This window comes from Methylibium sp. (assembly GCF_031393925.1).
In the GTDB taxonomy this organism is placed as follows: Bacteria; Pseudomonadota; Gammaproteobacteria; order Burkholderiales; family Burkholderiaceae_C; genus Methylibium.
Genome location: NZ_JANMWL010000220.1, coordinates 1 through 10,996 on the forward strand (window position 1 = coordinate 1; position 10,996 = coordinate 10,996).

General features: G+C 69.8%; 11 protein-coding genes. All 11 read right to left on the reverse strand.

Annotated elements, in window-relative coordinates:
* Positions 1 to 114: 114 nt before the first annotated feature.
* Positions 115 to 408: a transposase gene (locus tag RMO12_RS16010; RefSeq protein ID WP_405029669.1), complete on the reverse strand. Its 294-nt coding sequence runs from the start codon at positions 406 to 408 to the stop codon at positions 115 to 117.
* A gap of 98 nt (positions 409 to 506) precedes the next feature.
* Complete coding sequence (locus RMO12_RS11615) at positions 507 to 692, reverse strand: hypothetical protein (RefSeq protein WP_309624574.1); 186 nt, start codon at positions 690 to 692, stop codon at positions 507 to 509.
* A 13-nt stretch (positions 693 to 705) separates the two neighbouring features.
* The gene (gene lpxC, locus RMO12_RS11620; RefSeq protein ID WP_309639407.1) at positions 706 to 1,641 is read right to left on the reverse strand and encodes a UDP-3-O-acyl-N-acetylglucosamine deacetylase; all 936 of its coding nucleotides are present in this window, start codon (positions 1,639 to 1,641) and stop codon (positions 706 to 708) included.
* Between the two features lie 218 nt (positions 1,642 to 1,859).
* Positions 1,860 to 3,080, reverse strand: a complete 1,221-nt coding sequence (ftsZ, locus tag RMO12_RS11625) for a cell division protein FtsZ (RefSeq protein ID WP_309639408.1) — start codon at positions 3,078 to 3,080, stop codon at positions 1,860 to 1,862.
* Between the two features lie 56 nt (positions 3,081 to 3,136).
* Positions 3,137 to 4,366: a cell division protein FtsA gene (gene ftsA / locus RMO12_RS11630; RefSeq protein ID WP_309624577.1), complete on the reverse strand. Its 1,230-nt coding sequence runs from the start codon at positions 4,364 to 4,366 to the stop codon at positions 3,137 to 3,139.
* 18 nt (positions 4,367 to 4,384) lie between these two features.
* Positions 4,385 to 5,191, reverse strand: a complete 807-nt coding sequence (locus tag RMO12_RS11635) for a cell division protein FtsQ/DivIB (RefSeq protein WP_309639409.1) — start codon at positions 5,189 to 5,191, stop codon at positions 4,385 to 4,387.
* A gap of 9 nt (positions 5,192 to 5,200) precedes the next feature.
* Complete coding sequence (locus RMO12_RS11640; protein ID WP_309639410.1) at positions 5,201 to 6,166, reverse strand: D-alanine--D-alanine ligase; 966 nt, start codon at positions 6,164 to 6,166, stop codon at positions 5,201 to 5,203.
* Positions 6,163 to 7,578, reverse strand: coding sequence for a UDP-N-acetylmuramate--L-alanine ligase (gene murC / locus RMO12_RS11645; protein WP_309639411.1), 1,416 nt, complete (start codon positions 7,576 to 7,578; stop codon positions 6,163 to 6,165). Before murC ends, RMO12_RS11640 begins: the two co-directional genes overlap by 4 nt.
* A complete protein-coding gene (gene murG / locus RMO12_RS11650; RefSeq protein ID WP_309639412.1) occupies positions 7,575 to 8,678 on the reverse strand; it encodes an undecaprenyldiphospho-muramoylpentapeptide beta-N-acetylglucosaminyltransferase in 1,104 nt (367 codons plus the stop codon). Before murG ends, murC begins: the two co-directional genes overlap by 4 nt.
* Positions 8,675 to 9,940, reverse strand: coding sequence for a putative lipid II flippase FtsW (gene ftsW / locus RMO12_RS11655; RefSeq protein ID WP_309639413.1), 1,266 nt, complete (start codon positions 9,938 to 9,940; stop codon positions 8,675 to 8,677). The genes murG and ftsW overlap by 4 nt, the downstream gene beginning before the upstream one ends.
* Positions 9,937 to 10,996 (reverse strand): UDP-N-acetylmuramoyl-L-alanine--D-glutamate ligase (murD, locus tag RMO12_RS11660; RefSeq protein WP_309639414.1); only part of this gene is annotated, 1,060 nt, incomplete at its 5' end. The genes ftsW and murD, both read right to left, overlap by 4 nt.

Genomic DNA, 10,996 nt, shown 5'->3' on the forward strand with positions numbered 1-10,996 from the left:
AATAGCGTTTATCTGGCGCCCTGCCGGCCAAAGTCAAAGGCGACGCTACGCAGCGCCAGATAAACCGTGTTGAACTGAACCGCCGTTATGACGAAGGCGTGGGCAGTGTAAGTTTCAGCGCCGACTGCGGGCAACGCCAACGCACGCTGCATCAGACGTCGGCGCGGCGTCGACATCGCTTCCGGTGACGAAGGCGACTCGCGGCTGATGCGCGCGCACCGATGCGCCGTGCGGTCTCGCATTACGACGAGGCCCGCGCACGCGCAGCAGCACCTCGTCATCGGTGAGGGCCACCAGCCGCTCGTTGCCGATGTCCGTGCGATGCCTGCAGCGAGCCAGGTAGTCCAGCACCGCCGTCGGCCCGCCCAGCGATGTCTTCGCGTACACCACCCGGTCGTGACGGCGCAGGGCTGCACGCGATGGACGACCATGATCTACGCGCCCGTGTTGAAGGTCGGCGGCGGCGCAGTGCGCAGCCCGCTCGACGCGCTGCTGCCGGCCCGCCCCTAAGCCAGCACCGCCAGCCGCTCCAGCACCAGCACCGCGAAGAAGCCCAGCCCCGCGATCACCGTCCACTTCACGATCGTGAGGCCCAGCGCTCGCCAGCGCGCCTGGCCGGTGCCGACGTACATCGCAAAGCAGACGATGCCGGCCACCAGCAGCAGCAGGATGATCCAGCGAAAGACCAGCATGGGCGCGGCCTGGCTACCAGGCCGGTGCCAGCTCGGCAAAGCCGCGCGGCGCGTCGCTCAGTCGCTCGAAGGTGGCCAGCTCCCAGGCGCTCGCGTCGGCGAACAGCGCGCGCAGCAGCTTGTTGTTGAGTGCGTGGCCGCCCTTGAAGGAGGTGTAGCTCGCCAGCAGCGGGTGGCCGGCGATGTAGAGGTCGCCGATGGCGTCGAGCAGCTTGTGTTTGACGAACTCGTCGTCGTAGCGCAGCCCCTCGGCATTGAGCACGCGCGTGTCGTCCACGACGATGGCGTTGTCCATGCTGCCGCCGAGCGTGAGGCCGCGGGCGCGCATCGCGTCCACGTCCTTGGTAAAGCCGAAGGTGCGCGCGCGGGCGATGTCGCGCCGGTACTGGTTGTCGCCGAAGTCGAACTCGACGCGCTGGCCGGTCTGGTTGACGGCCGGGTGGTCGAACACGATCTCGAACACCAGCTTCCAGCCGTGGTAGGGCTCCAGGCGCGCCCACTTGGCGGTCGGCCCCTCGCCGTCGCGCACCTCGATGGTCTTCAAGACGCGGACAAAGCGCTTGGGCGCGTCCTGCAGTTCGATGCCGGCGCTCTGGAGCAGGAACACGAAGCTCGCCGCGGAGCCGTCGAGGATGGGCATCTCGTCGGACGTGATGTCCACGCGCAGGTTGTCGATGCCCAGGCCCGCGCAGGCCGACATGAAGTGCTCGATGGTCTGCACCTTGGGCGCACCGGGGTCGCCGCCGGCCGAGATGGTGGAGGCCATGCGCGTGTCGCACACCGACTCCACGCGCGCCGGTATGTCCACGGCGTTGGCCAGGTCGACGCGGCGAAACACGATGCCGGTGTCGGGCGGTGCGGGCCTGAGGGTCAGCTCGACGCGCTGGCCGCTGTGGACGCCCACGCCGACGGCGCGGGTGATGGATTTCAGGCTGCGTTGCTGGAGCATGGGGCCGATTGTAGGAAGGCCGTCCCGCCTCGGCAGGCGGGGCGTGCGATGGCATTGTTGGGCCGGCGCTCGCGCGTTTTCGTGGGCGAGGGAATGTTCGGGCAGGGTCGTGGGCACGGCGACGCAGGGGTGAGGCCGGACTGGCCCCCACCCCGGCCCTCCCCCGGCGGGAGAGGGAGCAAGAACTCCCTGCCTCGCGGAGGCAGGGAGTCCCGCTTTTAGTCGGCCTGCTTGCGCAGGAACGCCGGAATCTCGAACTCGTCCATGCCGTTGCTGGCCAGCGCGTCGACCTTGGCGGCCGCTTGCGTGCGGCCGCTGCGCCAGACGCTGGGCACCTGCATGCCCGAGTAGTCGTGGTGCGGCGGTGACGTGACCTGGGCCTGGTTGGGGTAGAGCGGCTGGTTGAGCGCGGGGCCGTTGTCGGTGCCGGTGCGCTGCAGGGTGGTGCTGTGGACCACCGTCATCGGCGGTTGTGCACGCTGCCTGGCCGGGGCGAGGCCGGTGGCAATGACCGTGACGCGCAGCGTGTCGCCCAGGCTCTCGTCGTAGGCGGCGCCGAAGATCACGTGAGCATCGTCCGCGGCGTAGCGGCGGATGGTGTTCATCGCGTTCCTGCTTTCCGACAGCTTCAGGCTGGCGCGGCTCGCCGCGATCAGCACCAGCACGCCCTTGGCACCCGACAGGTCGATGCCTTCGAGCAGCGGGCAGGCCACCGCGTAGTCGGCCGCCTTGTTGGCGCGGTCCGGGCCGGTGGCGGTGGCGGTGCCCATCATTGCCTTGCCGGGCTCGCTCATCACCGTCTTCACGTCCTCGAAGTCGACGTTGATGGAGGCGTCGATGTGGATGATGTCGGCAATGCCGCCCACCGCGTTCTTGAGCACGTCGTTGGCCTGCTTGAAGGCCATGTCTTGCGAGATGTCGTCGCCCAGCACTTCAATCAGCTTCTCGTTCAGGATCACGATCAGCGAGTCGACGTTGGCCTCCAGCTCCGCCAGGCCCGCCTCGGCCTGCTTCATGCGCCGCCCGCCCTCGAAGTCGAAGGGCTTGGTGACCACACCCACCGTCAGGATGCCCATCTCCTTGGCCACGCGCGCGATCACCGGCGCAGCACCGGTGCCGGTGCCCCCGCCCATGCCCGCCGTCAGGAAGATCATGTTGGCGCCCTGGATGGCGTCGCGGATGCGGCCCTCGGCCTCTTCGGCCGCGGCCTTGCCCGCGGCCGGCTTGGAGCCCGCGCCCAGGCCGGTGGTACCGAGCTGGATCAGCATGTTGGCCTTGGAGCGGTGCAGCGACTGCGCGTCGGTGTTGGCGCAGATGAATTCCACGCCTTGCACGCCCTCGTTGATCATGTGGTCGACCGCGTTGCCGCCGCCGCCGCCCACGCCGATTACCTTGATGCGGGTGCCGAGTTCAAACTCTTCGATCATTTCAATAGCCATTGCTATGTGCTCCTTGGTGTGCAGTTGCCGTGCCGGTTGATAGTCAAAAAATCGACTTAAAAATTCCCGATGAACCAGTCCTTCACGCGGCCAAACAGGGTCTGGACGGACCCCGCCTGCTGCGCTGCCTTCATGCCGCGCGTGCGCGCGAGCCTCGCTTCTTCGAGCAAGCCCATGACGGTGGCCGACCGCGGGTTGGCCACCATGTCGTTCAGTGCGCCGGCGTAAAGGGGCAAGCCCTTTCTCACCGGCTTCAAGAAAATGTCTTCCCCCAGCTCCACCATGCCGGGCATCACCGCGCTGCCGCCGGTGAGCACGATGCCGCTGGAGAGCAGCTCCTCGTAGCCGCTCTCGCGGATCACCTGCTGCACCAGCGAAAAGATCTCTTCGACGCGCGGCTCGATCACGCCGGCCAGTGCCTGGCGGCTCAGCATGCGCGGCGGGCGGTCGCCCAGACCCGGCACCTCGACCTGCTGGCTCGGGTCGGCCAGCAACTGCTTGGCCACACCGTGCTCGACCTTGATCTCCTCGGCGTCCTTGGTCGGCGTGCGCAGCGCCATCGCGATGTCGCTGGTGATCAGGTCGCCGGCGATCGGAATGACGGCGGTGTGGCGCACCGAACCGTCGGTGAAGATCGACACGTCGGTGGTGCCCGCGCCGATGTCCACCAGCGCCACGCCCAGGTCCTTCTCGTCGGCGGTGAGCACGGCGTGGCTCGAGGCGCTCGGGTTGAGCACCAGTTGCTCCACCTCGAGGCCGCAGCGGCGCACGCACTTGACGATGTTTTCGGCCGCGCTTTGCGCGCCGGTCACGATGTGGACCTTGACCTCCAGGCGCCCACCCGACATGCCGATCGGCTCCTTGACCTCGTGGCCGTCGATCACGAATTCTTGCGGCTCCACCAGCAAGAGGCGCTGGTCGTTGGGAATGTTGATCGCCTTGGCGGTCTCCACCACCCGCGCCACGTCCACCGGCGTGACCTCCTTGTCGCGCACGATCACCATGCCGGTGCTGTTTTGCCCGCGGATGTGGCTGCCGGTGATGCCGGTGTAGACGCGCGTGATCTTGCAGTCGGCCATCATCTCGGCCTCTTTCAGGGCCTGCTGGATCGACTGCACCGTGGCGTCGATGTTGACCACCACGCCGCGCTTCAAACCATGCGAAGAAGCCGTGCCGATGCCGGCCACGCGCAACTCGCCATCGGGCATGACCTCGGCCACCACCGCCATCACCTTGGCGGTGCCGATGTCCAGGCCGACCACCAGATCCTTGTATTCCTTGGCCATGCGTTGCTTCCCCCGGTTCTATTTCTTGGTCTTGGCGCCCGGCGCCACGGTGCCGATGCCCTGGAGCCGCAGCGCATAGCCGTCGGCGTGGCGCAGGTCGGCATGCGCGAGCGGGCGTTGGTAGCGTTCGGTCAACTGCGGCAGCGTGCCCACGAAGCTCTGCGTGCGTGCGAGCACCTCGGCCTCGCTGCCGCGCCCCAGCTCGACGGCAGCACCCCCGTCGAGCACCACGCGCCAGGAGCCGCGCGCGCTCATCGACAGCTTGTCGACGCGGGCATCGAGCGCCGCGAACACCGGCTGCAGCCGGCCGTGCATCGCCAGCACCGCGGCCGACGAGCCGGGCGGCCCCTGCAGCACCGGCAAGTCTTCTTCTTCGACGTCGCCCGGGTTGGCCTCGAACACCTCGCCCTGCAGGTTGACGAGCTTGTCGTCGCCCTCGTCCACCTGCCACCAGGCGGCGGGGCGGTGTTCTTCGAGCCGCACCGCCAGGCGGTTGGGCCACAGGCGCTGCACCACCGCGCGGCGCACCCACGGCACCGACTGGAACGCCGTCTGTGCGCGCGCCAGGTCGATGCTGAAGAAGTTGCCCTGCAGCCTGGGCACGGCATTGGCGCGGATCGTCGTCAGGCTGCTGCGTGCCACGTCGCCTTCGATGCGGATGCCCCTGAGCGTGAACTGCGGCGAGCGCGTCGCCCAGCCGAGCGCCAGCCCCGCGAACGCCAGCAGCGCCACCACGAACAGCACGCTCGCGGCGGCGTTCATGGCGCGCACGTCGAACGGCGGCGCCACCGGTGCGGCGGGTTTGCGGGGAGCGCGGGCGGCCATGCGCTTGTCTCAGCCGTCCAGCGCCGCGGTCTGCAGGATGCGCAGGCACAGTTGCTCGTAGCCGATGCCGGCCGCCCTGGCCGACATCGGCACCAGTGAATGGCTGGTCATGCCGGGCGAGGTGTTCATCTCCAGCAGGTAGGGCTTGCGGTCGCTGGCGCGCAGCATCAGGTCGGCGCGACCCCAGCCTCGACAGCCGAGCGCGCGGTAGGCGGCGATTACGAGGCGCTGGATCTGCGCTTCTTCCTCGGCCGGCAGGCCGCTCGGGCACAGGTACTGCACCTCGTCGGTGAAGTACTTGTTGTTGTAGTCGTAGCCGGCCGCGGGCGGCACGATGCGGATCACCGGCAGCGCCTGGGCCGTCGCACCGCGCCCGAGCACCGGGCAGGTCAGCTCGGGGCCGTCGATGAATTCCTCGCACAGCACGTCGGCGTCGTACTGCGCCGAGAGTGCCACCGCGTCCAGCATCTGCTGGTCGACGTCGCCCGCCGCCGTCACCTTGGTGACGCCGATCGACGAGCCTTCGCGCGGCGGCTTGACGATCAGCGGCAGGCCCAGCTCACCGGCCAGGCGGCGGATGCGCGCCGGCTGCTGCTCGTCGCTGGCGAGGCAGATGTAGCGCGGCGTCGGCAGGCCCTCGGCGAGCCACACGCGCTTGGTCATCACCTTGTCCATGCCGATGGCCGAAGCCATCACGCCGGAGCCGGTGTAGGGAATGCGCAGCAACTCGAGCGCGCCCTGCACCGTGCCGTCTTCGCCGTGGCGGCCGTGCAGCGCGATGAAGCAGCGCGTGTAGCCCTGCGTCCGGAGTTCGACCAGGTCGTGCTCGGCCGGATCGAAGGCATGCGCGTCGATGCCCTGGCCTTGCAGCGCCGCGAGCACGCCGCCGCCGGACATGAGCGAGATGGCGCGCTCGGCCGAGCTGCCGCCCATCAGCACGGCGACCTTGCCGAACGATGCCGGATCGATGTTCATGGGGCCTCCCTGGCGGCGAGCAGTTCGACCAGCTGTGCCGGGGTCGCGCCGATCGACCCCGCCCCCATCGTGATGACCACATCCCCGTCGCGCACGTTGCTTGCGATCGCCTGCGCCATCAAAGCCACGTCGTCGACGAACACCGGCTCCAGCTTGCCGGCCACGCGCAGCGCGCGGGCCAGCGCACGGCCGTCGGCCGCCACGATCGGCGCCTCGCCGGCCGCGTAGACCTCGGCCAGCAGCACCGCGTCGGCCGTGCTCATGACCTTGACGAAGTCTTCGAAGCAGTCGCGCGTGCGGGTGTAGCGGTGCGGCTGGAAGGCCAGCACGAGGCGACGGCCGGGGAAGGCGCCGCGCGCCGCGGCCACCACGGCCGCCATCTCGACCGGGTGGTGGCCGTAGTCGTCCACCAGGGTGAAGCTGCCGCCCGACGCCAGCGCCAGCTCGCCGAAGCGCTGGAAGCGCCGGTCGACGCCGTCGAAGGCGGCCAGCGCCTTGACCACCGGCGCGTCGGGCAGCTCCAGCTCGGCCGCCACCGCGATCACCGCCAGCGCGTTGCGCACGTTGTGCTCGCCGGGCAGGTTGAGCGTCACGTCCAGGTCGGGCATCACCACGCCGTTCCTGCGCTGCGCGGTAAAGCGCATCTGCCCGCCGGCCAGCGCCTGCACGTCGACGGCGCGCACCTGCGCGTCTTCCCCCAGGCCGTAGGTGACGATCGGGCGCGAAATCATCGGCAGGATGGAGCGCACGCCGGCGTCGTCGCCGCAGACGATGGCCGCACCGTAGAACGGCATGCGGTGCAGGAACTCGATGAAGGCGTGCCTGAGCCGGCCGAGGTCGTGGCCGTAGGTGTCCATGTGGTCGGCGTCGATGTTGGTGACGACGCTGAGCACCGCATTCAGGTTGAGGAAGGACGCGTCCGATTCGTCGGCCTCCACCACGATGTAGTCGCCCGCGCCGAGCCTTGAATTGGCACCGGCGCTGGCCAGGCGCCCACCGATCACGAAGGTCGGGTCCAGGCCGGCCTCGGCCAGCACGCTGGCCACCAGCGAGGTGGTGGTGGTCTTGCCGTGCGTGCCGGCGATGGCGATGCCGCGCTTCAGGCGCATCAGCTCGGCCAGCATCACGGCGCGCGGCACCACGGGCACGCGCTTGGAGCGCGCGGCGATGACTTCGGGGTTGTCTGCTTGCACCGCGGTGGACGTGACCACCGCCTCGGCACCGGCAATGTGGGCCGCGTCGTGCCCGATGGCCACGCGAATGCCCAGCGATGCCAGGCGCCGCGTGATGCGGCTGGCGTGCTGGTCGGAGCCCGAGACCAGATAGCCCAGGTTGTGCAGGATCTCGGCGATGCCGCTCATGCCGGCGCCGCCGATGCCGACGAAGTGGATGTGCTTGACGGCGTGTTTCATGGGCCCACCACCAATCGCTCGATTTCATCGGCCACCCGCGCCGCAGCGCGCGGACGACTCAGGGCGCGCGCCTTCTGCGCCATCGCCAGCAGGCGCGTGCGGTCCAGTTCGCGCAACAGTGTTGCCAGCGCCGCGGGCGTGAGCTCGGCCTGCGGTAGATGCAGGGCCGCGCCGTGCTGCGCCATGTATTGCGCGTTGTCGCGCTGGTGCGAGGTGGTGCTCACCACCAGCGGCACCAGCACGCTGGCCACGCCGGCCGCGCACAGTTCGCTCACCGTCACCGCACCGGCGCGGCACACCACCACGTCGCAGTGCGCCAGGCAGGCGGCCATGTCGTCGATGAAGGCCAGCACCTCCACGCCTTCGGTAATGCCGGCCGCGGCATAGGCGGCCTTGACGGCGTCGCGGTTGAGCGCGCCGGTCTGCTGCGTCACGAGCGGGCGTTGCTCGGCGCTCATCGAGGCCAGCGCCGCGGGCAGGGTCTCGTTGAGCACCTTGGCGCCGAGGCTGCCGCCCACCACCAGCAGCCGCAGCGGCCCGCTGCGCCCGGCGTAGCGGGCGGCGGGATCGGGCAGCGCCTCGATCTCGGCGCGCACCGGGTTGCCGGTGACGACGGCGTTGCGCGTGGTGGTGGCCGCGGCGCCGTCGAAGCCGAAGGCAATGCGGTCGGCCACCGGCTTCAAGGCGCGGTTGCTCATCAACAGCGCGGCGTCGGCGTTCACGAGCAGCAGCGGCTTGCCGAGCAGCGAGGCCATGAGGCCACCGGGAAAGCACACATAGCCGCCCATGCCGAGCACCGCGGTGGCGGCGCGCTGGCGCAGGATCTTCAGGCAGGCGGCAAACGCCACCAGCAGGCGAAAGCCGCCGGTCAGCGTGTGCAGCAGCCCCTTGCCGCGCAAGCCGCTGAAGGCGATGGTGTCGAGCTCGATGCCGGCGCTCGGCACGAGGCGGTTTTCCATGCCGTGCGTGGTGCCCAGCCAGCTGACGGTCCAGCCACGGTGTTGCATCTCCTGGGCCACCGCGAGGCCCGGGATGATGTGCCCGCCAGTGCCGGCGGCCATGACGACGAGGTGACGTGCGCCGGACAAGCGCGCACTCATGCCCGCCCCCCGCGCATGAGTTGCCGGTTTTCGACATCGACCCGCAGCACGATCGCCAGCGCCACGCAGTTCATCAGGATCGCCGAGCCGCCGTAGCTCATCAGCGGCAGGGTCAGCCCCTTGGTGGGCAGCACGCCCAGGTTCACGCCCATGTTGATGAACGCCTGCCCGCCCATCCAGATGCCCACGCCCTGCGCCACGAGGCCCGAGAACACGCGGTCGAGCGCGATCGCTTGGCGGCCGATGTGGAACACGCGGCGCGTGAGCCAGAAGAACGCGGCGATCACCAGCGCCACGCCGACGAAGCCGAGCTCCTCGCCGATCACGGCGAGCAGGAAGTCGGTGTGCGCCTCGGGCAGGTAGTGCAACTTCTCGACCGAGGAGCCCAGCCCCTGGCCGAAGATTTCGCCGCGGCCGAAGGCGATGAGCGAATGCGAAAGCTGGTAGGCCTTGCCGAGCGTGTACTTCTCGTCCCAGGGGTTGAGGTAGGCAAAGATGCGCTCGCGCCGCCATTCGCTGAAGGTGATCATCAATACGAAGGCGCCCACCAGCACCAGGGTGATGAGCAGGAACATGCGGCCGTTGACGCCGCCCAGGAACAGGATGCCCATGGCGATGGCGGCGATCACCATGAAGGCGCCCATGTCGGGCTCGGCCAGCAGCAGCACGCCGATCAGCGCCACCGACACCGCCATCGGTGCGACGGCGCGGGTGAAGTTCTCCTTGATCTCCATCTTGCGCACCATGTAGCCCGCGGCGTAGAGCGCCATGGCGAGCTTGGCCCACTCGCTCGGCTGGAAGTTCAAGAGGCCCAGCGGTATCCAGCGGCGCGCCCCGTTGACCCCCTTGCCGATGCCCGGCACGAGCACCAGCACGAGCAGCGCCAGCGCGCCGATGAACAGCCACGGCGAATACTTCTCCCACTGGCTCATCGGGATCTGCGCGGTGACGAACACCGCGACCGCCGCGAGGCCGATCGCCAGCAAGTGACGCACCAGAAAGTGCGTGGGCGCATAGCGTGCGAAGCGCGGGCTGTCGGGCAGCGCGACCGAGGCCGAATAGACCATCACCGTGCCGAGCGCCAACAGCGCCGCCATCACCCACAGCAGGGTGACGTCGAAGCCGAGCAGGCGCGCCGGCTGGCCCTGCGACACGCTGACCCAGTCGCGGATCGGCAGTGCGTCCGGGCGTGCGCCGAGCAGCGCGCCGATGCGCTCGCGCAGGGCCGCCAAGCCGAAGCGGGCGGCGCTCGCTTCGGTCATACGACTTCCCCCCGCTCGCAGGCCAGCTCGCGCACGGTGGCGGCGAACACCTCGGCGCGATGCGCGTAGTTGCGAAACATGTCCAGGCTGGCGCAGGCGGGGCTCAGCAGCAGCGCATCGCCGGGGCGCGCCTGCTCGAAGGCCCAGCGCGTGGCGGCCTCGAGCGTGGCGTGGCGCTGGCGCGGCATGTCGAGCGGGGCCAGCACCGTCTCGATGAGGCCGGCGTCACGCCCGATCAGCGCCACCGCGCGCGCATGGCGCGCCAGCGGTGCGGCGAGCGGGCCGAAGTCCTGCCCCTTGCCGTCGCCGCCCAGGATGACGGCGAGCTTGCCCGGCGCCTTGTCGGCGCCCAGGCCGTCGAGCGCGGCCACGGTGGCGCCGACGTTGGTGCCCTTGCTGTCGTCGTAGGCCTCGACGCCGCCGACCACCGCGAGCAGCTCGACGCGATGCGGCTCGCCGCGGTAGTCGCGCAGGCCGTGCAGCATCGGCGCGAGCGGCCGGCCAATGGCGCTGGCCAGCGCCAGCGCGGCCAGCGCATTGGCGGCGTTGTGGCGGCCACGGATGCGCAGCGCATCGGCGGGCATCAGGCGCTGCAGGTGCAGGTCTTGGTGGCCGGGCGCGTCACCCCGGCGGCGCTTGACCGTCTCGTCGGCTTCCAGCGCGCGCACCAGCCAGGCCATGCCGTGCTCGACGACGAGGCCGTAGTCGCCCGGCTGCTGCGGCGCGCCCAGGCCAAAGCGCACCGCCTTGCGCTGCGTGGTCCGGCTGCGCACGCCGCGGCTGCCCTTGGTGACCTGTGGGGCGGGCAGCATCGCCTCGACCAGGGGGTCATCGCGGTTGATCAACATCAGCGCGCCGCTGCCGTAGACGCGCGCCTTGGCGGCGGCGTAGGCGCTCATGGAGCCATGCCAGTCGAGGTGGTCCTGGGAGACGTTGAGCACCACCGCCACCGTCGGCTCGAAGCCGTGCGCGGTGTCGAGCTGGAAGCTGGAGAGTTCGAGCACCCAGGCTTCGGGGAGGTGCTGAAAGGTGGGCGCGGCGGGCGGCGCGGCGGCG

What these genes read in the sequence shown, in the direction of transcription:
- RMO12_RS11615 (WP_309624574.1), bottom strand. Translation starts at nt 692, where the DNA reads ATGCTGGTCTTTCGCTGGATCATCCTGCTGCTGCTGGTGGCCGGCATC.
- lpxC (WP_309639407.1), bottom strand. Translation starts at nt 1,641, where the DNA reads ATGCTCCAGCAACGCAGCCTGAAATCCATCACCCGCGCCGTCGGCGTG.
- ftsZ (WP_309639408.1), bottom strand. Translation starts at nt 3,080, where the DNA reads ATGGCTATTGAAATGATCGAAGAGTTTGAACTCGGCACCCGCATCAAG.
- ftsA (WP_309624577.1), bottom strand. Translation starts at nt 4,366, where the DNA reads ATGGCCAAGGAATACAAGGATCTGGTGGTCGGCCTGGACATCGGCACC.
- RMO12_RS11635 (WP_309639409.1), bottom strand. Translation starts at nt 5,191, where the DNA reads ATGGCCGCCCGCGCTCCCCGCAAACCCGCCGCACCGGTGGCGCCGCCG.
- RMO12_RS11640 (WP_309639410.1), bottom strand. Translation starts at nt 6,166, where the DNA reads ATGAACATCGATCCGGCATCGTTCGGCAAGGTCGCCGTGCTGATGGGC.
- murC (WP_309639411.1), bottom strand. Translation starts at nt 7,578, where the DNA reads ATGAAACACGCCGTCAAGCACATCCACTTCGTCGGCATCGGCGGCGCC.
- murG (WP_309639412.1), bottom strand. Translation starts at nt 8,678, where the DNA reads ATGAGTGCGCGCTTGTCCGGCGCACGTCACCTCGTCGTCATGGCCGCC.
- ftsW (WP_309639413.1), bottom strand. Translation starts at nt 9,940, where the DNA reads ATGACCGAAGCGAGCGCCGCCCGCTTCGGCTTGGCGGCCCTGCGCGAG.